Origin of the sequence: Streptomyces sp. NPDC046881, from assembly GCF_040645015.1 — a bacterium.
Taxonomy (GTDB): domain Bacteria; phylum Actinomycetota; class Actinomycetes; order Streptomycetales; family Streptomycetaceae; genus Streptomyces.
This window is the reverse complement of sequence record NZ_JBEYXJ010000013.1, coordinates 70,908-91,760: the sequence shown is the minus strand read 5'-3', so window position 1 is coordinate 91,760 and position 20,853 is coordinate 70,908. Positions and strand designations below refer to the sequence as shown.

The 20,853-nt window shown below is 71.6% G+C and carries 22 protein-coding genes; 7 read left to right on the top strand and 15 right to left on the bottom strand.

The annotated features are described in order from the left end of the window. Nucleotides 1–110 precede the first annotated feature (110 nt). The 3 genes from ABZ923_RS09645 to tyrS all read left to right on the top strand — a co-directional run bounded on the left by ABZ923_RS09645 (nucleotide 111) and on the right by tyrS (nucleotide 4,360). Nucleotides 111–1,634, top strand: a complete 1,524-nt coding sequence (locus tag ABZ923_RS09645) for a TldD/PmbA family protein (protein ID WP_361469002.1) — start codon at nucleotides 111–113, stop codon at nucleotides 1,632–1,634. Continuing rightward, nucleotides 1,631–3,025, top strand: coding sequence for a TldD/PmbA family protein (locus ABZ923_RS09640; protein ID WP_361469001.1), 1,395 nt, complete (start codon nucleotides 1,631–1,633; stop codon nucleotides 3,023–3,025). The genes ABZ923_RS09645 and ABZ923_RS09640 overlap by 4 nt, the downstream gene beginning before the upstream one ends. Before the next feature lie 66 nt (nucleotides 3,026–3,091). Then, the gene (tyrS, locus tag ABZ923_RS09635; protein ID WP_361468999.1) at nucleotides 3,092–4,360 is read left to right on the top strand and encodes a tyrosine--tRNA ligase; all 1,269 of its coding nucleotides are present in this window, start codon (nucleotides 3,092–3,094) and stop codon (nucleotides 4,358–4,360) included. 72 nt (nucleotides 4,361–4,432) lie between these two features. Here the strand turns inward: tyrS and ABZ923_RS09630 are convergent, their stop codons facing one another. Next, nucleotides 4,433–4,714: a GlsB/YeaQ/YmgE family stress response membrane protein gene (locus ABZ923_RS09630; protein WP_014671878.1), complete on the bottom strand. Its 282-nt coding sequence runs from the start codon at nucleotides 4,712–4,714 to the stop codon at nucleotides 4,433–4,435. Between the two features lie 242 nt (nucleotides 4,715–4,956). Between ABZ923_RS09630 and ABZ923_RS09625 the strand changes: the two genes are divergently transcribed. Together ABZ923_RS09625 and ABZ923_RS09620 are read left to right on the top strand one after the other, a co-directional pair. Then, on the top strand, nucleotides 4,957–5,409 hold the full coding sequence (locus tag ABZ923_RS09625; protein ID WP_361468996.1) for a DUF3099 domain-containing protein: 453 nt from the start codon (nucleotides 4,957–4,959) through the stop codon (nucleotides 5,407–5,409). Between the two features lie 228 nt (nucleotides 5,410–5,637). After that, nucleotides 5,638–5,862: a hypothetical protein gene (locus ABZ923_RS09620; protein ID WP_361468993.1), complete on the top strand. Its 225-nt coding sequence runs from the start codon at nucleotides 5,638–5,640 to the stop codon at nucleotides 5,860–5,862. Nucleotides 5,863–5,865: 3 nt separating this feature from the next. Here ABZ923_RS09620 and ABZ923_RS09615 read toward each other — a convergent pair whose 3' ends face one another. The 8 genes from ABZ923_RS09615 to ABZ923_RS09580 form a co-directional block, all read right to left on the bottom strand. After that, nucleotides 5,866–6,858, bottom strand: coding sequence for a beta-ketoacyl-ACP synthase III (locus tag ABZ923_RS09615; RefSeq protein WP_361468991.1), 993 nt, complete (start codon nucleotides 6,856–6,858; stop codon nucleotides 5,866–5,868). Between the two features lie 258 nt (nucleotides 6,859–7,116). Beyond that, on the bottom strand, nucleotides 7,117–8,334 hold the full coding sequence (locus ABZ923_RS09610; RefSeq protein WP_361468989.1) for a beta-ketoacyl-[acyl-carrier-protein] synthase family protein: 1,218 nt from the start codon (nucleotides 8,332–8,334) through the stop codon (nucleotides 7,117–7,119). Then, nucleotides 8,331–8,585 (bottom strand): phosphopantetheine-binding protein, encoded by a 255-nt coding sequence (locus tag ABZ923_RS09605; RefSeq protein ID WP_361468986.1) that lies wholly within the window; start codon nucleotides 8,583–8,585, stop codon nucleotides 8,331–8,333. Before ABZ923_RS09605 ends, ABZ923_RS09610 begins: the two co-directional genes overlap by 4 nt. Before the next feature lie 75 nt (nucleotides 8,586–8,660). Then, nucleotides 8,661–9,704, bottom strand: coding sequence for a TauD/TfdA family dioxygenase (locus ABZ923_RS09600; protein ID WP_361468984.1), 1,044 nt, complete (start codon nucleotides 9,702–9,704; stop codon nucleotides 8,661–8,663). After that, nucleotides 9,701–10,699 carry a ThiF family adenylyltransferase gene (locus ABZ923_RS09595; protein ID WP_361468982.1) on the bottom strand — a complete coding sequence of 333 codons (999 nt, stop codon included), beginning with the start codon at nucleotides 10,697–10,699 and terminating at the stop codon, nucleotides 9,701–9,703. Before ABZ923_RS09595 ends, ABZ923_RS09600 begins: the two co-directional genes overlap by 4 nt. Further along, nucleotides 10,696–11,580 (bottom strand): hypothetical protein, encoded by an 885-nt coding sequence (locus ABZ923_RS09590; RefSeq protein WP_361468979.1) that lies wholly within the window; start codon nucleotides 11,578–11,580, stop codon nucleotides 10,696–10,698. The genes ABZ923_RS09595 and ABZ923_RS09590 overlap by 4 nt, the downstream gene beginning before the upstream one ends. After that, nucleotides 11,577–12,788 carry an acyl-CoA dehydrogenase family protein gene (locus ABZ923_RS09585; protein WP_361468977.1) on the bottom strand — a complete coding sequence of 404 codons (1,212 nt, stop codon included), beginning with the start codon at nucleotides 12,786–12,788 and terminating at the stop codon, nucleotides 11,577–11,579. Before ABZ923_RS09585 ends, ABZ923_RS09590 begins: the two co-directional genes overlap by 4 nt. Nucleotides 12,789–12,811: 23 nt before the next feature. Further along, on the bottom strand, nucleotides 12,812–13,132 hold the full coding sequence (locus ABZ923_RS09580) for a hypothetical protein (RefSeq protein WP_361468975.1): 321 nt from the start codon (nucleotides 13,130–13,132) through the stop codon (nucleotides 12,812–12,814). A gap of 127 nt (nucleotides 13,133–13,259) precedes the next feature. On the opposite strand from ABZ923_RS09580, the gene ABZ923_RS09575 reads away from it, so the two are divergent. Further along, on the top strand, nucleotides 13,260–13,691 hold the full coding sequence (locus ABZ923_RS09575) for a helix-turn-helix domain-containing protein (protein WP_361468972.1): 432 nt from the start codon (nucleotides 13,260–13,262) through the stop codon (nucleotides 13,689–13,691). 90 nt (nucleotides 13,692–13,781) lie between these two features. On the opposite strand, the gene ABZ923_RS09570 is transcribed toward ABZ923_RS09575, so the two are convergent. From ABZ923_RS09570 to ABZ923_RS09560, 3 genes are read right to left on the bottom strand one after another with little or no spacing between them, the layout of a single operon-like run. Continuing rightward, nucleotides 13,782–13,946, bottom strand: a complete 165-nt coding sequence (locus ABZ923_RS09570) for a hypothetical protein (protein ID WP_361468971.1) — start codon at nucleotides 13,944–13,946, stop codon at nucleotides 13,782–13,784. A gap of 38 nt (nucleotides 13,947–13,984) precedes the next feature. Continuing rightward, nucleotides 13,985–15,343, bottom strand: a complete 1,359-nt coding sequence (locus ABZ923_RS09565) for an amidase (RefSeq protein WP_361468968.1) — start codon at nucleotides 15,341–15,343, stop codon at nucleotides 13,985–13,987. A 13-nt stretch (nucleotides 15,344–15,356) separates the two neighbouring features. Further along, nucleotides 15,357–16,799: an MFS transporter gene (locus ABZ923_RS09560; RefSeq protein ID WP_361468966.1), complete on the bottom strand. Its 1,443-nt coding sequence runs from the start codon at nucleotides 16,797–16,799 to the stop codon at nucleotides 15,357–15,359. Nucleotides 16,800–16,880: 81 nt separating this feature from the next. Between ABZ923_RS09560 and ABZ923_RS09555 the strand changes: the two genes are divergently transcribed. Beyond that, complete coding sequence (locus ABZ923_RS09555; protein ID WP_361468963.1) at nucleotides 16,881–17,294, top strand: MarR family transcriptional regulator; 414 nt, start codon at nucleotides 16,881–16,883, stop codon at nucleotides 17,292–17,294. Between the two features lie 178 nt (nucleotides 17,295–17,472). On the opposite strand, the gene moaA is transcribed toward ABZ923_RS09555, so the two are convergent. From moaA to ABZ923_RS09540, 3 genes are all read right to left on the bottom strand, one after another. After that, on the bottom strand, nucleotides 17,473–18,462 hold the full coding sequence (gene moaA, locus ABZ923_RS09550; protein WP_361468961.1) for a GTP 3',8-cyclase MoaA: 990 nt from the start codon (nucleotides 18,460–18,462) through the stop codon (nucleotides 17,473–17,475). A gap of 172 nt (nucleotides 18,463–18,634) precedes the next feature. Beyond that, complete coding sequence (locus ABZ923_RS09545; RefSeq protein ID WP_361468958.1) at nucleotides 18,635–20,260, bottom strand: cation acetate symporter; 1,626 nt, start codon at nucleotides 20,258–20,260, stop codon at nucleotides 18,635–18,637. Beyond that, a complete protein-coding gene (locus ABZ923_RS09540) occupies nucleotides 20,257–20,613 on the bottom strand; it encodes a DUF485 domain-containing protein (protein WP_361468955.1) in 357 nt (118 codons plus the stop codon). The genes ABZ923_RS09545 and ABZ923_RS09540 overlap by 4 nt, the downstream gene beginning before the upstream one ends. Nucleotides 20,614–20,853 lie beyond the last annotated feature (240 nt).

Here is a 20,853-nt window from a genome sequence, read left to right as displayed (position 1 = left end):
CGCGAACAACGTGTCTGCCGTGCGGGATTCGCCCGGGACTCGCCGCGGTGGGGACATGATTCACTGCCTGGGAAGTTCTTCGCAGGCGACAGCCGAAGGGATGCCCACCCGTGCCCCATGACATCGATCAGTCGTTCCTGGCACTACCTCTGCGCGCCCTCGCCGACGCCGCGCTCGCACGCGCGCGTGCGCTGGGCGCCGAGCACGCGGACTTCCGGTTCGAGCGGGTGCGCAGCGCTTCCTGGCGGCTGCGGGACGCCAAGCCCGCCGGATCGTCGGACACCACCGACCTCGGGTACGCGGTCCGGGTCGTGCACGGCGGTACGTGGGGCTTCGCCTCCGGGGTGGATCTGACCATGGACGCCGCCGCCCGGGTCGCCTCGCAGGCGGTGGCGATGGCCAAGCTGTCCGCGCAGGTGATCAGGGCCGCGGGGTCCGACGAGAGGGTGGAGCTGGCCGACGAGCCGGTGCACGCCGACCGGACGTGGGTGTCGTCGTACGAGACCGACCCGTTCTCGGTGCCGGACGAGGAGAAGTCCGCGCTGCTCGCGGAGTGGAGCAACCGGCTGCTGGCCGCGAACGGCGTCGACCACGTGGACGCCTCGCTGCTCACCGTCCACGAGAACAAGTTCTACGCCGATACGGCCGGGACCGTGACGACCCAGCAGCGGGTGCGGCTGCATCCGCAGCTGACGGCGGTGTCGGTCGACGAGTCCAGCGGTGAGTTCGACTCGATGCGCACCCTCGCCCCGCCGGTGGGCCGCGGCTGGGAGTACCTGACCGGGACGGGCTGGGACTGGGACGGCGAGCTGGAGCGGATCCCGGAGCTGCTCGCCGAGAAGATGCGGGCGCCGAGCGTGGAGCCGGGCCTGTACGACCTGGTGATCGACCCGTCCAACCTGTGGCTGACCATCCACGAGTCCATCGGCCACGCCACCGAGCTGGACCGCGCCCTCGGCTACGAGGCGGCCTACGCCGGCACCTCCTTCGCCACCTTCGACCAGCTGGGCAAGCTGCGGTACGGCTCCGAGCTGATGAACGTCACCGGCGACCGCACCGCCGAGCACGGCCTCGCCACCATCGGGTACGACGACGAGGGCGTCGAGGGGCAGTCCTGGGACCTGGTGAAGGACGGCACGCTGGTCGGCTACCAGCTGGACCGGCGGATCGCCCGGCTGACCGGGTTCGAGCGGTCCAACGGGTGCGCGTACGCCGACTCGCCGGCGCACGTGCCGGTGCAGCGCATGGCCAACGTGTCCCTGCGACCGGACCCGGCCGGGCTGTCCACCGAGGACCTGATCGGGGGCGTCGACCGGGGCATCTACGTCGTCGGCGACCGGTCCTGGTCGATCGACATGCAGCGGTACAACTTCCAGTTCACCGGCCAGCGCTTCTTCAGGATCGAGAACGGGCGGATCACCGGGCAGCTGAAGGACGTCGCCTACCAGGCCACGACCACGGACTTCTGGGGCTCCATGGCCGCCGTGGGCGGACCGCAGACGTACGTCCTCGGCGGTGCCTTCAACTGCGGCAAGGCCCAGCCGGGCCAGGTGGCCGCCGTGTCGCACGGGTGCCCGTCCGCCCTCTTCAAGGGCGTCAACATCCTCAACACCACCCAGGAGGCCGGCCGATGAGCGCCCGCACCACGAAGCCGCACGAGATCGTCGAGCAGGCGCTCGCGCTGTCCCGCGCCGACGGCTGCGTCGTCATCGCCGACGAGCACTCCACCGCCAACCTGCGCTGGGCGGGCAACGCGCTCACCACCAACGGCGTGACCCGGGGCCGTACGCTCACGGTGATCGCGACCGTGGACGGCCGGGAGGGCACCGCCTCCGGTGTGGTGTCCCGGTCCGCGGTCACCGCGGACGAGCTGGAGCCGCTGGTGCGGGCCGCCGAGGCCGCCGCGCGCGGCGCCGGGCCCGCCGAGGACGCGCAGCCGCTGGTCGGCGGGGTGCCGGAGTCCCCCGACTTCACCGACGCGCCCGCCGAGACGTCCTCCGCCGTGTTCGCCGACTTCGCCCCGGCCCTCGGCGAGGCGTTCGCACGCGCGCGTGCGGGCGGCCGGGAGCTGTACGGCTTCGCCAACCACGAGCTGGTGTCGACGTACCTGGGGACGTCCACCGGGCTGCGCCTCCGGCACGACCAGCCCACCGGCACGCTGGAGCTGAACGCCAAGTCGCCGGACCGCGCCCGCTCGGCGTGGGCCGGCCGCTCCACCCGGGACTTCAAGGACGTCGACCCGGGCGCGCTCGACGCCGAGCTGGCCGTACGGCTCGGCTGGGCGGAGCGGCGCGTGGAGCTGCCCGCGGGCCGCTACGAGACGCTGCTGCCGCCCACCGCCGTGGCGGACCTGCTGATCTACCAGCTGTGGTCGGCGTCGGGCCGGGACGCGGCCGAGGGGCGGACGGTGTTCTCCAAGCCGGGCGGCGGCACCCGGGTCGGCGAGCGGCTGAGCGAGCTGCCGCTGACCCTGCGCAGCGACCCGAACGAGCCGGGCCTGGAGTGCCCGCCCTTCGTCGTCGCCCACTCCTCCGGCGGCGACCAGTCGGTGTTCGACAACGGGCTGCCGACCCAGGCCACCGAGTGGATCGACCAGGGCGTGCTCAAGCACCTGACCACCACCCGGCACAGCGCGGGCCTGACCGGGCTGCCGGTCGCCCCGGTCCTCGGCAACCTGATCCTGGACGGCGGGGACGACCGGTCCCTGGCGGAGATGGTCGCGGGCACCGAGCGCGGACTGCTGCTGACCTGCCTGTGGTACATCCGCGAGGTGGACCCGGCGACGCTGCTGCTGACGGGCCTGACCCGGGACGGCGTCTATCTCGTGGAGAACGGCGAGGTGACCGGGCAGGTGAACAACTTCCGGTTCAACGAGTCGCCGGTGAACCTGCTGGGCCGGGCCACCGAGGCCGGGCGGACCGAGAAGACGCTGCCGCGCGAGTGGAGCGACTGGTTCACCCGGGCCGCGATGCCCGCGCTGCGCATCCCCGATTTCAACATGAGCTCTGTCAGCCAGGGCGTATAACCTCGTAGGCGTTCGTGGTCGGGTGTCACCCGGCTGCCCGAAGATCACCAAGGAGACACGAGAACCGTGACGGACATCGTCGACGAGCTGAAGTGGCGGGGGCTCATCGCCCTCTCCACGGACGAGGACGCACTGCGCAAGGCGTTCGCGGACGGTCCCGTCACGTTCTATTGCGGCTTCGACCCGACCGCGCCCAGCCTGCACCTGGGCAACCTGGTGCAGATCCTCACGATGCGCCGCATCCAGGAGGCGGGCAACCGTCCGCTGGCGCTGGTCGGCGGTGCCACGGGCCTCATCGGCGACCCGAAGCCCACGGCCGAGCGCACGCTGAACGCGCCGGAGGTCGTCGCCGGCTGGGTGGAGCGGCTGCGCGCCCAGATCGAGCCGTTGCTCCACTTCGACGGGCCGAACGCCGCGGTGATGGTCAACAACCTGGACTGGACCCAGGGTCTGTCGGCCATCGAGTTCCTGCGGGACATCGGCAAGCACTTCCGGGTCAACAAGATGATCGCCAAGGAGGCCGTCTCCCGGCGGCTCAACTCCGACGCGGGCATCAGCTACACCGAGTTCAGCTACCAGATCCTGCAGGGCATGGACTTCCTGGAGCTGTACCGGCGGCACGGCTGCACGCTGCAGACCGGCGGCAGCGACCAGTGGGGCAACCTCACCTCGGGCACGGACCTGATCCACCGGGTCGAGCCGGACGCCGTGGTGCACGCGCTGGGCACCCCGCTGATCACCAAGGCGGACGGCACCAAGTTCGGCAAGACCGAGTCCGGCACGGTGTGGCTCGACCCCGAGATGACCACGCCGTACGCGTTCTACCAGTTCTGGGTCAACGCGGACGACCGGGACGTCTCCAAGTTCCTGCGCATCTTCAGCTTCCGGTCCCGTGAGGAGATCGAGGAGCTGGAGCGGCAGACGCAGGAGCGTCCGCAGGCCCGGGCGGCGCAGCGGGCGCTGGCCGAGGAGCTGACGACGCTGGTGCACGGCGCCGACCAGACGGCCGCCGTGATCGCCGCGTCCCGTGCCCTGTTCGGGCAGGGCGAGCTCGCGGAGCTGGACGAGCGGACGCTGGCGGCGGCGCTGGCCGAGGTGCCGAACGTCCAGGTCGCCGAGCTGGCTCCGGTGGTGGACCTGTTCGCCGAGGTCGGGCTCGTCGCCAGCAAGTCCGCCGCGCGGCGGACCGTGAAGGAGGGCGGGGCGTACGTGAACAACGTGAAGGTGGCGGGCGAGGACGCCGTGCCCTCCGCCGGGGAGCTGATTCACGGGCGGTGGCTGGTGCTGCGGCGCGGGAAGAAGAACCTGGCCGCCGTGGAGGTCACGGGCGCCTGATCGTCGTAGGGGCGTGGGGCGGGCCGGCGGCCGCGTTGCGGCTGCCGGCCGGGGTCCCGCGCCTCCGCGGGGTCAGGCCCGCTGCTGCTTGCGCTTGCCCAGCGTCGCCATGTACAGGGCGTCCACCGCCGCGACGATGATGATCGCGGCCACGAGCTGGAAGATGTGCCGGCTCCAGTCGATGCCGGGGGTCGCCTCCACGCCGACCGCGCGGGCGACCGCGTTGCCCACGATGGCGCCCAGCATGCCGCAGATGGTGGTCAGCCACAGCGGGCTGTGCTGCTTGCCCGGAATGATCGCCTTGGCGATGAGGCCCAGCACGAATCCCACGATGATCGCCCACAACCAGCCCATGGCTGCCTCCTCGTACGGCTCGACGTGAGCATTACGGCAAGTGTGGTCGGCCGTGCCGTACGGCGCATGTCGGACTGCCCCGTACGCGGCAGGGCCGCGGGCGTCGTCGCAGGCAGGGGTGACCCGGTCTCGTGGCCGGCGGGGGCGCGGCGTACGGTGGGAGATGTCCCGCTCCGGTTCCCCGCCGGGCGTGGACGAGGGTGCGGGCCGGGGGGTCCGATGCGGGCGGATGGTGGAATGTGATGCGGAAACAGCACGGTGGGAACGTCCAGGTGTTCCGGATCACCGGTGCCCGGACCGGACTCGCCGAGGACGTCCGGGGCCGGCAGCGGCGGTATGTGATCTCGATGTCGATCCGTACCGTGTCGGTGATCCTCGCGGCGTCGCTGTGGAACGTCGAGCGGTACGTCGCGATCGTCGCGCTGGTGCTCGGTGCGGTTCTCCCCTATATCGCCGTGGTGGTCGCCAACGCGGGCCGCGAGCGGCCGCCGTCCCTTCCGTCGACGTTCGTCACCACGCCGATGCGGCCGATGATCGCGCCGTCCGGGGCCGAGGAGGAACGGGACACCGCGCGGGAGTCCGTGCGCGAGTCCGAACGGAAGTCCGCACCGCGTCCCGGGCCGCAGTCCGCGCCGGAGGACGTGCCGCCGAGCCCCGCGGCCGGAGTCCGTGGTGAGCGCCCCGACCCGCTCTGAGCACGGTGGGCGCCCGGCGGAAACGGAACGCGACCCTTCGGCAAGCTCAAGAAAACCTCAGATCAATCCTGCTGTTCCAGTGCCGGGCGATGGGGTAGCCGTGACATACTGCGTACGCGCTCCGCATCCCCCGTCGGAGCGATGGACCGACGCCGGGCAGCTCCCCCCGTGGCTGCCCGGCGTCGCCGTGTTCACGCCCCTTCACGAGACGAACCCGAGATCAAACCCGTGAGTGACGAGACCCCGATCTGCTCCGCCAAGGGCTGCCGTGCCGCCGCCGTGTGGGTGCTGGCGTGGAACAACCCGAAGATCCACACGCCGGAGCGGCGCAAGACGTGGCTGGCCTGCGAGGAGCACCGCGAGCATCTGTCGCAGTTCCTCGGGGTGCGCGGGTTCCTGAAGGACGTCGTGCTGTTGACGCAGTGGCAGGCGGCCGAGGACGCCCGCGGCTGACGGCTACCGCAGCGAGCCGTGCACCGGGCGGGTCCCCGACCAGGTGAGGGCGGAGGAGCCCCAGGTCAGGCCGCCGCCGAAGGCGGTGAGGACCAGCCGGTCGCCGCGCTTGATGCGGTGCTGGTCCGCCGCCCAGGCCAGGGCCAGCGGAATGGAGGCGGCGGCGGTGTTGCCCACGTCCTCGATGTTGGCGACCACCCGGTCCTCCGGCAGACCCAGCCGCTTGGCGACGGACCTCAGGATGCGGATGTTCGCCTGATGGCCGACGAACGCGTCGATGTCACCGGCCTGCCAGCCGACCGACTTGGCGACCCGCAGGGCCGAGTCGGTCATGGCGGGCACGGCCTGTACGTACACCTCGCGGCCCCGCATCCGCAGATACCGTTCGCCGCGCGGAACGGCGATCAGATCCCGGCCGTCGCCGTCGCTGCCGAGGTCGTGGTCGAGTACGGCCCCCGGATCGGAGCGGCTGCCCTGTTCGAGGTGCACGGCGCCCGCGCCGTCGCCGAAGATGATGGCCGTGCTGCGGTCGCCGGGGTCGACGATCGTGGAGTAGAGCTCCGCTCCGACCACCAGGGCGCTCCGGCAGGTGCCCGCGCTGATCATGGACGAGGCGACGGACAGCGCGTAGACGAAGCCGGAGCACACCGCGGCCAGGTCGAACGCGGCGGCCCCGGTCAGCCCCAGGGCGGAGGCGACGCGGGGCGCCGTGGCGGGGCACGCCTGGTCGGGCGTGGTGGTGGCCACCACGACCAGGTCGCAGGCGGTGCGCTCCGCGGACGTCAGCGCGGCCCGGGCCGCGGCCGCGGCGAGGTCGGACGTCGCGGTGCCCGGGGCGGCGATGCGGCGGCGGGCGATGCCGGTGCGTTCGTGGATCCAGGCGTGGGAGGTGTCGAGGTGCCGGGCGAGGTCGTCATTGGTGACGATCCGGTCCGGCAGGCATGTCCCGAGGCCGGTGACGACGGCGCAGCGATCGTTCGTGGGCTGGGTTCTCATCGATGTCCTCACGGGTCGGCGACGGGGTGGGCCTGCGGTCGTGGTCGTAGATCAGGCCGATGATTTCGGGCAGTGTGATGAAGGCGAACTCCTGGGCCGCCTGGGCGGGTCGGTTCATGGGGGTGCTCCGGGGCCGTCCCTGCGGATGCGGGCGGGGGTCGAGCGGCGTTCGCCCGGCCGGCCGGTGCCGGACGGCGCACCGGCCGGGACCGGCCGGCCGAGCCGTGTCGCTCGTCGCCCGGGCGGGACGGCGGCGGATCAGACGCCCATCACCAGGGCGCAGTTGACGCCGCCGAATCCGAGGGAGTTGCTGACGGCGACCCGGGGCTGCTGGTGCTTTTCGCTGCCGAGGACCAGGTCCAGGCCCTCCAGCTCCGGGTCCACCGCCGGAGTGTGTGCGGTCGGGGGTACGACGCCGGTGGTCAGGGTGCGCAGGGTGAGCACGGCTTCGACGGCTCCGGCCGCGCCCAGGGAATGCCCGAGGACACCCTTGTTGGCGGTGACGGACGGGCCGTGCGGGAACAGCCTCGTGATGAGCCGGGCCTCCATGCGGTCGTTGTGCGGCGTCGACGTGCCGTGGGCGTTGACGTGGTCGACGTCCCCCGGGGCGAGCCCTGCGTCCTCCAGCGCCATGCGCAGTGCCGCCTCCGCCCCGGCACCGTCGGGATGCGGCTGCACGGGATGGTGGGCGTCGGTCGTGAAGCCGTAGCCGAGGATCCTGCCGAGGTCGGCTGCCCCTCGGCGGCGCGCCGCGTCCTCCCGCTCCAGCACCACTGCCGCGGCACCCTCGGAGAGGACGAAGCCGGAGCGGTCGGCGGCGAACGGACGTGAGGCGTCGGCGGCGGAGCTGTCCGCCAGGGCGCCCATCGCGGCGAACCCGGCGGCGACGACCGGTACGACCCCTGCGTCGGTCCCGCAGGCGACGACGGTGTCGCACGTCCCGGCGCGGATCAGATCACGGGCCACGCCGATGGCGACCGCCCCGGACGCGCAGGCCGCGACCACGGTGTGGCTCGGCCCGGTGATGTGGTGGCGGATGGCGAGCGTCCCGGCCGCCATGTTCATCAGGGACCGCGGGTGCAGGTAGGGGGAGACGGTGCCGGCCCCCTGCTCGTCCAGCCGGGTCTGGGCCGCGGTCATGGTGCCGACGCCGCCCAGCCCGCATCCCACGACGACACCGACCCGGCGGCCGTCCCAGGTTGCGGGGTCCAGGCCGGCTTCGGCGATCGCCTCGTCCACGGCGACGAGGGCATAGCGCATGAACGGGTCCAGGTGCGCGGTTCCCCTGCCGGGCAGGACGTCGGAGCCGAAGGCCGGCACGGACAGGCAGTGGCGGTCGGGGCGGTCGGCGGGCCGGGAGGCGGGACCGGTGAGGGTCCGGGCGTCGCGGACCGCCTTCCAGGTCTCGTCGACGCCGACACCGGCCGGGGTGACCATGCCGGTGCCGGTGACGACGATCGCGGCGGAGGCGCTCATGCCGCCCGCTCGGCGCCCTGGGCCGCCACCACCAGGTCGGCCAGGCCGGAGACCGTCAGGGAGCCCATGCTGGCCTCCTCGTCACCGAGGTCGGCTCCGGTCTCCTCCTTGATGCGCACGATGAGTTCGGCGATCGCCAGCGAGTCCAGGTCCAGCTCCGCCAGGGTGACGTCGCCGGTCGCCTGGTCCGCGTCGACCTCCAGGTCCTCCACGAGGATCCGGGTGAGGGTCGCCTGCATTCCTTCGCTCACGGGATGGGTCCTTTCGTAAACGGCCAGCAGGGCTGGCGGGGCTTGCGGAGTGCCGGATGCGCGGCATCCGGGTGCTCAGACGGAGGCGACCGTCGGGGACAGCCGCGGGTCGCCGGCCGTGACCACCGGCCGGTGGCTGCGTCCCCCGGTGAGCCGGTCGTTGACGGGGCGCAGGTCGGCGAGGGCGAAGGACCGGCGCAGCCACCGGTCGTCGCCGTCGTAGCGCGGGGCGAAGCCGCTGCGGCCGTGGACCGCGTGCCGGTTGTCCACGACGATCAGGTCGCCGGGGCGCAGCACCAGGCCCTTGAGCGTGCCGAGCATGGCGCGTTCCAGCTGGTCCAGTGCGGCTCGTGCGCGGGGCGTCTGGGCGATCGTGCCGTGGAAGTCGACCCGCAGCTCGGGGCTCTCGGCGGGGCCGGTGAGCACCGGCATCGGGTCGGTCAGCACCTCGACCGACTCGTCGGGTACGAAGGAGGTGCTGAACCGGGTGCGGAACTCCGGCCGGCGCAGTGCCGCCACGGTGTCGGGATCCAGGTGCGGCAGGATGTCCAGGATGCCGCTGGTGACCGTGGCCGCCACCCGGTCGTGGTCCTCGCGCAGGCAGATCAGGCTGAGGAAGTGCGGCGGGTTCGGGTGGAAGCCGTCCTCGGTGTGCAGTTCCAGGAGGACCGAGCCGCTGTTCTCCTGGCGTTCCTCGGCGCCGCGCTTCGGGCAGACGTCCTGGACCAGGTGCCCGGACTTCTCGTCGCTGTAGGAGAAGGAGCGTCCCAGCACCGACATGACCATGAGCTGGCTCAGGGTGGCCACCGGCACCTCGGTCCAGGCCGGTTCCTTCTCCACCACGTCCGGGGTGGGCGGCAGGGTGCCCACCGGAAGGCCCGACAGCAGCAGGGATCCGCTGGGGTTCCCTTCGTCCCGGAACGCGATCAGGGCCTTGCGGACCGCCGGGGGCAGGACCGACGCCGCGATCTCCACGGCGTGCAGCAGGTCCGTGTCGTGCAGCGAGCAGTCCGCGTACTCGTGGGCGATCCGCAGCGCCTCCCGTTCGATCTGCCGGGACTCCTCACCGTCGAGAGCGATACCCGCCGCACGTATGTCCGTGTAGCGGAATTCCGTCATGCTGTTCTTCCCTCCCTGAGTGTGCTGGTGCTTCCCCGTGCCAGCCGGCGTGCGGCCCGGTAGACCGGCGCGGGAGCGAAGCCGTGGAAGGCCTGCTCGGCGGGCAGCCGCGTCAGGAACCGGACCCGTTCCAGCCGGCGGGCCAGGTCGTCGACGAGGCGGCGCCCCGGGGTCATCGCGATGTGGTGCACGTCCACCGCGACCGTGCGGGGCAGCTTCCGCCCGGCCACCAGTACGTTCACCATGTGCACGGCCAGCGAGCCGAACTGGGTGGCCGCCTCGGCCAGTTGCGGCACGCTGTAGTCCGGCCTGTGCAGCCCGGACCGCAGTTCCCGGTACATCTCCGCCGGGATGTGTGCGCGCGGGGCGATGCGGAAGACGACCTCCCAGGTGCCGAGGCGCTCCTCGTCGCCCGGCAGCAGCTCTCCGTCGAAGATCCGCCGGATCTCCCGGTAGTCGAAGACCTGGGCGGCGAGCATGCCTGCCATGTCCCACCCGGTCACCAGCGGTTTGCGCTGCCGGCAGGCCTCCTGGTGCAGGCGCACCTTGGCGGCCAGTCCGGCCGGCGTGGTGACGTCCACGCCGTCGACGATGACGTCGGCCTGCTCGACCAGTTTCTCTGCGTTGGCCCGGGTGACACCGTCCGGGACGACCTCGACGTCGACGTGCGGGTTGATGCCGCGCAGGGCGCGGGCACCGACCTCCGCCTTGTTGCGGCCCAGGTCGTCGACGGTGGCGTGCTGCCGGTTGAGGTTGTTCAGTTCGTACGTGCCCACGTCCGCGAGGACGAAGTGCTGGTATCCCGTGCGCCCGAGGGGCCGGACGGTGGCCCCGCCGATGGAGCCGCAGCCGGCCACCAGCAGGCGGGTGCGGCGGATCCGGGCCTGCAGGTCCGCGGGGATCAGCCCGCGGTTGCGCTGGGTCAGGCACGCGTAGAACGTGTCCTCGTCCAGTTCCCGGGCCTGCTGCGGGCTGTCGATGTCCGGCGTGGTCATGCGGCTGCCTCCAGGTGCGCGGTGAGCCGGGCCCGTACCGATCCGGTCCGCCCCGACGTGAGCACCGACGTCAGGAAGTCCAGGGTGGGCCGCAGCCTGCCGTCGTCCGTCAGGATGAACGGGTACGAGCGCTCCCGCTGGTCCCACAGGGGCGCGAAGAGGTCCGACGGGTCGGGCGGGAGCGGGACGGTGTCCTCCAGGATCCGCGTGCGGAAGCCGAGCAGTCCGAGCTGGTGGATCGCCCCGGTCTTCTTGCCGTCCCCGACGATCGCCCCGCCCGGCTGCTCCAGCACCCCGAGGCAGGCGTGCGCCCAGGCCAGGTACACCCACCAGGGGACCGAGGCCGCGGCCGGGGACCGGGGCATGGCCCAGTCGCGGACCAGGCGCTTGCCCTCACCGACCGCGGACGCGGGGGTCCCCGGGGCGAGGTGGTCGGCCAGGCGGATGCCGTAGTCCCGTTCGACGACGAAGGGGCGGTGGGCGGGGTCGTCCAGGCGGGTGCCGTCGGGGTCCCGGGAGACGGCGAGCGTTCCGTAGCCCCTGAGGCGACCGGTGTCCCGCTCCAGCACGAGGGTGTGGAAGTCCCGCCGGGCGTGTTCGTCGTGGGGCTCGTACCGCAGCTCCCGGGCCGCCACCGCCGCCGCGTCCACCCAGCCGCGCTGCAGGTACTGCACGAGGCGGAAGGTGTAGACGAGGTCCAGCAGTCGTTCCGGCAGTTGCTCGCCCCTGAGGGTCAGCACGAGCAGGCCCTCGGGGCTGACGGCCCGGTAGACGGGGTCGCCGGTCACCGCGGCCTCCACGTCCGGCAGCCGCAGTTCGGCGTACTCCCGCAGCAGCAGGTCCTTGTAGTCGTCCGCACAGAGGGCCGAGGTGAGAGTCACCGGACCCCCGGAACGTCGAACAGCTCCTCGGTGATGACGAGGGCCAGTGCCTCGGGGGTGCCCTCGTAGATCCGGGGGCCGTAGGCGTCCCGCAGGACGCGGTCCATGCCGTCGCCGCGCTGGAAGGCCTGGGCACCGATCAGCGCCATGGCCGCGTCGGCGTTGTCGATGGCGGCACGGTCGGCGACCAGCTTGGCGACCGCCGGTTCGTAGGCGGGCGTCGGCAGCACCTGGTCCGCCTTGGCCGCGGCGTCGAGGTAGAGCGCCCGTGAGGCGGAGACCCGGGCCGCCATGTCGGCGAGTTTGCGGGCGGACATCTGGTGCTCGTACAGCAGCCGGCCGCCCTGCCTGCGTTCCCGGCACCAGGCGACGGCCCGCTCCAGGGCGTGCCGCGCGATGCCGGTGGCGACGGCGGCGCAGCTGACGCGGGTCAGGTTGCCGACCGCCACGTTGAGGTCCCATCCGCCGCGTTCGTCGCCGATCACGTTCTCCTCGGGGACGCGGGCGTCGGCGAAGACCAGCTCGCCGGCGGGGGCGGTGCGGTAGCCGACCTTGTCGTGGATCTCGCCGCGCCGGACGCCGTCCTGCTCCAGTTCGGTGACGAAGCAGGTCAGGCCGGTGGAGCCGGGGTCGCCCTCGATGTTGGCCATGACGGTGGCGTAGGTCGCGACCGGGGCGTTGGTGATGTAGCGCTTGGTGCCGTTGAGAAGGTACTCGTTCCCGGAGCGGCGTGCGCGCGTCATGTCCTGGGCGTGGGGGGCCTGTTGCGGCAGTACGAGGTCGGTGCCGTTGCGCTCCTCGGCCACCGCGTTGCAGGCGAGCACCGGTTCGTCGCCGAGGAAGGGCGAGAGGTACTTCTCCTGCAGCCGGGCGTCGCCGCACACCAGCAGCGGAGTCTGGAAGAGTCCCGTGGCGCCGAAGATCAGGGCCATGCCGGGGTCGGCGGCGGCCAGTTCCTCCAGGACCATGGCCAGCGCGAGCTGGCTCAGTCCGAGGCCGCCGATCTCCCGGGGGAGCGCCATCCGCAACAGCCCGATGGAGTGGCCCTCCCGGACGGTCGCCCAGTCGACCTGGCCCTTCTCGATGCCGTCCCGTTCGGCGGCGCCGGGTGCGACCACCTCGCGCGCGAACTCGGCCACCGTGCGCAGGGCTTCGGCTTCGTGGCTCTGGAGCTGGGGGTGGTCGGCGGGAGAGTGCGTGAACGTCATGGTTCTTCCTCGTCTCGGGGCGTTCAGTGGTCGAGCCGGAACGTCGCCAGGGCGTGCCCGAAGGCGATGGTCTGCATCACGGGGCCGTGTGCGGTGAAGCGCCGGCCCGTCAGGGAACGCAGGAAGCTGCGCCGGCCGTCGGCTATGTCCCGCAGGTCGGACCAGCTGATCTTCAGCACGTGGGTGGGTGTCGCGTCGGTCTCCCGGCCCTGCGGATCGAGTACGACGTCGACGTCGGGGTCCGAGAGGACGAAACGGACGGTGGCACCTGCGGAGTTCCAGGCGGAAGAGGCTCGGGCGGCCTCGGAGAGGGCACTCTTCACCTGGAGCGGAGAAGTCGTCATGCCGGTCCCTTCATTGAGCGTCTGACGGGAACCGGTTGTACCCGAAGGCAGTGGCGCACTTCACCGTGACGAACTCACCTCCGGCTCATATGATTACGCCGAGGTAACTGCCCACTACGGGGGAAAAGTGGACAAGCAGACATGTCCTGCTCGTCTTGTGTTCAGCCGTATTGGCGAGCGATGGACCATGCCGGTATGCGGCCACATAAGCCGCGGCGTGACGAGATTCAGCGATCTGCGCGCAGCACTGCGCGGGGTCTCCGCCAAGGTCCTGTCCGAGACACTGGTCAGGCTGGAGCGGGACGGATTGATAGAACGTCGGGTCACCGACGACCGGCCGCCGAGTGTGACGTATCACCTCACGCCCTTAGGGGAAAGCCTGTTGCAGGTGGTGCAGTCCCTGGTGGATTGGTCGGCGGAATACACACCTCTGATCGAGGAGGCGAGACGCTTGTACGACACCCGGAATTCCCTGGAACTCCCGGCGCTCGGGACGGTTGAACGCCCATCTCGGAGAACCGTTTCCACGGCGCGCTTTTCAGCGGGGGAAAGACAGTAAATGATCAAGGAAACGCATAAGTAGCGAGTCTCGGAACGACGCAGGGGTCCGTTCGGGCGGCGACGCCTGAACGGACCCCTTGGTACAGGGTTACCGGCCGGTTTCACCCTGCGGTGCCAGGCCCGCCCGAACCGGCCGGGCGACCTCGCAGGGAACCTCCCGCAACACCGCGGTGAGCTGCTCGACCACCTGGGCCGCCGCGGCCACGGCGCCCCGGTCCTCGTCGGTGAGCTGCTCCAGCTGACTGATCGTCATCTTCTCTCTCCTGTCTCACCCGTGGCGCAGGCGTCCGCCTACACCCCGGGGCGCCGGCGGTGGTGATCGGTGAGGCGTTGGAAGGCGCTCGCGACGGCGATGACCCGGTCCTCGCGCCAGTAGGGGCCCACGATCGACATCGACAGGGGCAGGCCGTCCTCGGTGAAGCCGATCGGTACGACCGCGACGGGATGCCCCGTGACACTCCATGCCGTGGTGTGCATGGACCCCAGATAGGTCGACGGGTCCAGCGGGTGCATCCGGTCCAGCGCCGGCGCGCCGAGGTGGCACGTGGGCGTGACGAGTACGTCGAACCGGTCGAAGAGCGCTTGGACTTGGCGGGCCAGGGTGTCCCGCAGCCGCTGGGCGCGCAGGTAGTCGCGGGAGCTGATGGACTCGCCGGCCGCGAACACCCAGCGGGCTCCGCGGCCGTAGTGCGCCCAGTCCCGGACCAGGCTGTCGTGGTGGATCTCGTGGGCCTCCGCCAGCATGAGCACGTTGCCGACCACGTTGAGCAGCGGGTAGGCGGGCACCTCGGCGGCCGAACGGCGCACCCCGAGGTCGTCCAGAGCGTGCAACGCGCGCTGGAAAACGGCCGGTTGGGCGGGATCGACGCCGGCGTCCGCGTGCGCCTCCAGTGTGTCCACGCCGATGTGCAGGCCGGCGACGTCCGCGTCCAGCGCGGCGATCCAGTCGCCGACGGGCTCGGTGGCGGCGAACGGGTCGCCGTCCGGGTCGGGGCCGGCCATGACCTGCAGCAGGCGGGCGCACAGGTCGACGGAGCCGGCGATCGGGCCCACCGTGTCCAGCGACGGGGCGAGCGGGTAGATCCCCGTGGTGGGCACCCGGCCGCGGGTGGCCTTCAGGCCCGTGGCGCCCGTGTAGGCGGCCGGGATGCGCAGGCTGCCCGTGGTGTCGGTGGCGATCGCGGCGTCGAAGCAGCCGGTCATCACGCCACTGCCCGAGCCGGAGCTCGACCCGCCGGCCCAGCGGTCCGTGTTCCACGGGTTGCGGCTGACGGGCCCCGGGCCGGTGCCGTCCTGGACGCCGAGGGCGTACTCCATCGTGGCGGTCTTGCCGACGACGACCGCTCCGGCGCGTTTGAGCCGGGAGATCACCGTGGCCTCGGGCTGGCCCTCGGGCCAGGCGGCCAGGGCGACACGGCTCTGTGCGGTGGTGGGGGCGGAGGACTCGAAGATGACGTCCTTCACGCCCAGGGTCACCCCGGTGAGCGGGCCCTGCCGGGGGTGGTTCCGGTGGGCCTCCAGGGCTTCGTCGTGCAACGGCGTCACGAAGACGCCGAGCTTCCCGTCGACCGCGCCGGACGCTCGGCGGGAGCGTTCGACGGCTTCCTCGACGCGGTCGTGGAGGTCCGTGGATGCGGTAACGGTGGTCACGCACGCGCCCCTTTCAGGACCGCTGGGCGGCCGGCCGGCCGGAACGGGTCAGGTGCCGCAGGACCAGCGCCACGACGAAGGCGACGGCGGCGCAGACGCACAGGGCGAGGAAGCCGTGGCCGACGCCGGTGGTCGTCGCGTCGGCGACGGACGCACCCGAACCGGTCTCGTGGCGGATGGTGGTCGTCAGGACGGTGCCGATGACGGCGATGCCGAGGGCGGCCCCCGTCTGGTTGAACGTGTTGAGCAGTCCCGAACCGACGCCGGACTCCTGCAGCCGCACATGGGAGCTGCCGATCCCGTACAGCGGGACGAAGCAGCTGGGCAGGCCGGCACCGATGACGGCCAGCGCGAGGACGGTCACGGCCACGCTGGAGGTCCCGGTCGCGAGCACGCCCGCACCGATCAGCTGTGCGACGACACCCGAGACGTAGAGGCCGCCGGGGCCGAGCGCGGTGACCAGCTTGGGCACGACGAGGGCGACGACGAGCGAGGCCAGGCCCATCGGCAGCAGCGACAGACCGGCGGCCAGCGCGCTCATGCCGTGCGCCTTCTGGAAGTAGATGCTGGCCAGGTAGGAGCTGCTGATCATCACTGCGGCGGCGAGCAGCAGACCGATGCTGGCGAGCCAGTAGGTCGGGATGCGCAGCAGGTGCAGCGGCAGCAGGGGGTCGCTCTCGGACAGTTCCACCACGGTCAGCACGGTGAGCAGCACCGCGGCCACACCGATGCTGATCCAGGCGGCCGGGGTGGTCATGCCGTCCTGGAGCCGGATCAGCCCGTACGACAGTCCCGCCAGGCCCGCGGTGGCCAGGGCCGCGGTGGGGATGCGCAGGGGGCGCGAGGTCGTCGCGGACAGGGGCGGCACGGCGCGCAACGCGCCCGCGAAGGCGGCGGCACCCACCGGGATGTTGATCAGGAACGCCCAGCGCCAGCTGATCGCCGTCACGATGAGGCCGCCCAGCACCACACCGATGGTGGCGCCGAGCACGCCGAGTCCGCTCCAGACGGTGAGGGCGATCTTGCGCTGCTGCGGGAGCTGATAGACGGCCAGGACGATCGAGAGGGCGGCGGCCGACAGCAACGCGGCACCCAGTCCCTGCACGGCCCGGCCCGTCACCAGGAGTTCCTCGTTGCCCGCCAGTCCGCACAGCACCGACGCGACCGTGAAGAGCGTCAGCCCGGTGAGGAACGAGCGCCGGCGGCCGAGCACGTCGGCGACACGGCCGCCGAACAACAGAAGACTGCCGTACATCAGCACGTAGGCGCTGATCGTCCACTGCAGTGCCGACGGGCCCGCCGGCAGGTCGGCGCCGATGGACGGCAGCGCCACGTTCACCACCGTCGAGTCGAGCATGACCATCAACTGGGCCACGCCCACCACGGCCATCGGGGTCCAGGGGGCGGGCGCCTGCTGGTGCTGTCCGGTCTCCACCTCGGAGATCGTTTCAGTCATCGTGAGCCTCCTTCCGCCGAGGAAGGTACATGTATGCGAATGAATAGACAAGCGGGGGACGGTGAACTTACACTCATGGGCGTGGTGAACTCTCTTGGCGACCAGTGGCTGTCCTGTGTACGCGTCACCGCGCGCATGAACCAGGCGGTCGAACGAGCTCTGTCCGACCGGCACAACCTCTGCGTGAGCGCCTACGAAGTCATGGACGTGATGTGGCACGAGCGCGGCTGGATCCGCTCGGGAGAGCTCAGCTCCCGGTCCTCGCGCAGCCAGCCCCAGGTCTCCCGGCTGCTGACCCAGATGGTCGACGCGGGCTATGCGGCACGCAAACCGTCCCCCGGGGACGGCCGCGGCTCACTGGTCCAGCTGACGCCGTCGGGGCGCGCGCTGTTCCGTGAGGCCAGCGAGACGGTGGAGGGCATCCTGAGCGGGCTGACCGCCGGGGACGCCGACGCCCGGGCACTGATGCGCCCCACCCTCCCGCAGGCGGGCTGACGCACCTGCTCGCAGCGGCCGGCGCCCGCTCACCGAGCCACCGCCGACGGTCAATCCCCCGCGGCCGTCGGCGGTTTCCGCCTGTCCGCGGTGGCGCGGGACGCCCGGCCTGACACGTCGAGCCGGCCGACGGGTCCACGCAAGCCGCCACGGCCCCGGTCCGGCACGGACAGCGGTGCTAGCCGCCGATCGCCGACATGGGGCGGTCCGGCTGGACGAAGGCGGGGTCGTCCAGGCCCGCGCCGGCCTTCTTGCCCCACATCGCGAGCTTCCAGATCCGGGCGATCTCCTCGTCCGGGGCGCCCGAGCGCAGGGCCGCGCGCAGGTCGGTCTCCTCGGTGGCGAACAGGCAGGTGCGTATCTGGCCGTCGGCGGTGAGGCGGGTGCGGTCGCAGGCGGCGCAGAACGGCCGGGTGACGGAGGCGATCACGCCGACCCGGTGCGGGCCGCCGTCCACCAGCCAGCGCTCCGCCGGTGCCGAGCCGCGCTCGTCCGCGCCCTCGGGGGTGAGGTCGAAGCGGGTGCGCAGGGAGGCGAGGATGTCGCCGGCGGTGACCATGCCCTCGCGCTTCCAGCCGTGCTGGGCGTCCAGGGGCATCTGCTCGATGAAGCGCAGCTCGTAGTCGTGCTCCACCGCCCAGGCGAGCAGGTCCGGGGCCTCGTCGTCGTTCAGGCCCGGCATCAGGACCGAGTTGACCTTGACGGGGTTCAGCCCGGCCTCGCGGGCGGCCTCCAGGCCCTCCAGGACGTCCTTGTGGCGGTCGCGGCGGGTGAGGGTCTTGAAGACGTCCGGGCGGAGGGTGTCCAGGGAGACGTTGACCCGGTCCAGGCCCGCCGCCTTCAGGGCGGTCGCGGTGCGCCTGAGGCCGATGCCGTTGGTGGTGAGGGACATCTGCGGGCGCGGGGCGAGGGCCGCGACGCGCTCGACGATGCCGACCAGGCCCGGGCGCAGCAGCGGCTCGCCGCCGGTGAAGCGGACCTCCTCGATGCCGAGGGTGCGGACCGCGATGTCGATGAGCCGGACGATCTCGTCGTCGGTGAGCAGGTCCGGCTTGGCCAGCCACTGCAGGCCCTCCTCGGGCATGCAGTACGTGCAGCGCAGGTTGCACCGGTCGGTGAGCGAGACCCTCAGGTCGGTGGCCACTCGGCCGTAGGTGTCGATGAGCACGTGGGCCCCCTCCCGCTGCCGGTCATCCGGTTCTCGGCCGGGCGTGGGTCGCCCGACACCTGCGAGCCTACGTGACACCGGTGACAACGACAGCGACCGATCCCACGAGGTGGGACGCGACCGCGTCGTAGGACCGTACAGGCCCGCACGACGCGGTCGTCCGTGGGAACCGTCAGTGGGCTCCGGTGCCGGTCAGGGACCGCACCTCCAGTTCCGCGTACTTGCCCGCGTCCGGGGTCTCCTTCGACAGCAGGGTGCCCACGACGCCGAGCAGGAATCCGACCGGGATGGAGATGATGCCGGGGTTCTCCAGCGGGAACCAGTGGAAGTCGACGCCGGGGAACATCGAGGTCGGCTTGCCGGAGACCACCGGGGAGAACAGCACCAGGCCGACCGCGGTGACCAGGCCGCCGTAGATCGACCACAGGGCGCCCGAGGTGGTGAACCGCTTCCAGAACAGGCTGTAGAGGATGGTCGGCAGGTTGGCGGAGGCGGCGACCGCGAAGGCGAGGGCGACCAGGCCGGCCACGTTCAGGTCGCGGGCCAGGGCGCCGAGGACGATCGAGACCGCGCCGATGCCGACGGTCGCCCAGCGGGCCGCGCCGATCTCCTGCTTCTCGGTGGCCTGGCCCTTCTTGATGACGTTCGCGTAGATGTCGTGCGCGAACGAGGACGACGAGGCCAGGGTCAGTCCGGCGACGACCGCGAGGATGGTGGCGAAGGCGACCGCGGAGATGGTGGCGAGCAGGACGGCTCCCCAGTCGGAGTCGACGCCGCCCAGGTGGAGCGCCAGCAGGGGGGCGGCGGTGTTGCCCGCCTTGTTGGAGGTGATGATCTCCTCCGGTTTGATCAGCGCGGCGGCGCCGAAGCCGAGGGCGAGGGTCATCAGGTAGAAGGCGCCGATCAGTCCGATCGCCCAGATGACGGACTTCCGGGCGGCCTTGGCGGTGGGGACCGTGTAGAAGCGGATCAGGATGTGCGGCAGGCCGGCGGTGCCCAGGACCAGGGCGATGCCGAGCGAGATGAAGTCCAGCTTGGTGGTGCCGGTGGCGCCGTACTTCAGTCCGGGCTCCAGGAAGGCGCTGCCCTTGCCGCTGTTGTCGGCGGCCTTGCCGAGCAGGTCCGAGATGTCGAAGTCGAACTTGAGCAGCACCAGGAAGGTCAGCAGCAGGGCGCCGACGATCAGCAGGACCGCCTTGACCATCTGGACCCAGGTGGTGCCCTTCATGCCGCCGATGGTGACGTACACGATCATCAGCACGCCGACCAGGGCGACGATGCCGATCTTGCCGCTGTCGCTGGTGATGCCGAGGAGCAGGGAGACGAGGACGCCGGCACCGGCCATCTGGGCCAGCAGGTAGAAGATCGACACGACGATCGTGGAGGTGCCCGCGGCCGTACGGACGGGGCGCTGGCGCATCCGGTAGGCGAGGACGTCGCCCATCGTGTAGCGGCCGGAGTTGCGCAGCGGCTCGGCGACCAGGAGCAGCGCGACCAGCCAGGCGACCAGGAAGCCGATGGAGTACAGGAAGCCGTCGTAGCCGAACAGGGCGATGGCGCCGGCGATGCCGAGGAAGGACGCGGCGGACATGTAGTCGCCGGAGACGGCGAGGCCGTTCTGGAAGCCGGTGAACTGCCGTCCGCCGGCGTAGAAGTCGGCGGCGTCCTTGGTCTGCCGGCCGGCCCAGACGGTGATGACGAGGGTCGCGGCGACGAACACCGCGAACAGGGTGATGATCAGCGTCCGGTGCTCGGAGGCCTCGCCGGCGGCGAGCAGGGTGTGCTGAACGGGGCTCATGCTCCGCCCTCCATCCGGGACTTGATGGCCTCGGCCTTGGGGTCGAGCCGGGCGGCGGCGCGCCGCGCGTACCACCAGGCGATGAGGAACGTGGTGAGGAACTGGGCGAGGCCCAGGACGAGGGCCACGTTGACGTTGCCGGCCACCTTGGTGCCCATGAAGCCGCCCGCGTAGTTCGACAGCAGGACGTACAGCAGGTACCAGGCGATGAAGGCGATGGTCAGCGGGAAGGCGAAGGAGCGGTGGGCGCGGCGCAGTTCACCGAACTCCGCGCTCTGCTGCACCTCGGTGAACTCCTCGGTGGAGGGAAGGGAAGCTTGGGGTTTCGCGGGTGGCGGTGTCTCGGTAGCCACGGGCTCTCCTCGCGTCACGGACATGCGCTGTCTGGCCTCACAGGATCGGGATCACGTTACCGCTTGTCGCCGGTCGACTCCGTTGCGTGATCCCGGCGGAGGGCGGCGGCGGTGCCGGGCCCTCCGTCCACGGTCACGGCGCCGCGCGCGGAGCGGTTCAAGTCCGTCGGGCTCTTTCGGAGATCGGGCGCGGCAGATAGCTTCGGCCTGCACCACCCGTCATGTACCTGCCCGAACACG

Excerpts from the sequence above, each read along its gene's own strand:
- ABZ923_RS09570 (WP_361468971.1), bottom strand. The coding sequence starts at position 13,946 with ATGACGATCAGTCAGCTGGAGCAGCTCACCGACGAGGACCGGGGCGCC.
- ABZ923_RS09595 (WP_361468982.1), bottom strand. The coding sequence starts at position 10,699 with ATGACCACGCCGGACATCGACAGCCCGCAGCAGGCCCGGGAACTGGAC.
- ABZ923_RS09625 (WP_361468996.1), top strand. The coding sequence starts at position 4,957 with ATGCGGAAACAGCACGGTGGGAACGTCCAGGTGTTCCGGATCACCGGT.
- ABZ923_RS09545 (WP_361468958.1), bottom strand. The coding sequence starts at position 20,260 with ATGAGCCCCGTTCAGCACACCCTGCTCGCCGCCGGCGAGGCCTCCGAG.
- ABZ923_RS09640 (WP_361469001.1), top strand. The coding sequence starts at position 1,631 with ATGAGCGCCCGCACCACGAAGCCGCACGAGATCGTCGAGCAGGCGCTC.
- ABZ923_RS09600 (WP_361468984.1), bottom strand. The coding sequence starts at position 9,704 with ATGACGGAATTCCGCTACACGGACATACGTGCGGCGGGTATCGCTCTC.
- ABZ923_RS09610 (WP_361468989.1), bottom strand. The coding sequence starts at position 8,334 with ATGAGCGCCTCCGCCGCGATCGTCGTCACCGGCACCGGCATGGTCACC.
- ABZ923_RS09585 (WP_361468977.1), bottom strand. The coding sequence starts at position 12,788 with ATGACGTTCACGCACTCTCCCGCCGACCACCCCCAGCTCCAGAGCCAC.
- ABZ923_RS09630 (WP_014671878.1), bottom strand. The coding sequence starts at position 4,714 with ATGGGCTGGTTGTGGGCGATCATCGTGGGATTCGTGCTGGGCCTCATC.
- ABZ923_RS09615 (WP_361468991.1), bottom strand. The coding sequence starts at position 6,858 with ATGAGAACCCAGCCCACGAACGATCGCTGCGCCGTCGTCACCGGCCTC.
- ABZ923_RS09580 (WP_361468975.1), bottom strand. The coding sequence starts at position 13,132 with ATGACGACTTCTCCGCTCCAGGTGAAGAGTGCCCTCTCCGAGGCCGCC.
- ABZ923_RS09560 (WP_361468966.1), bottom strand. The coding sequence starts at position 16,799 with ATGACTGAAACGATCTCCGAGGTGGAGACCGGACAGCACCAGCAGGCG.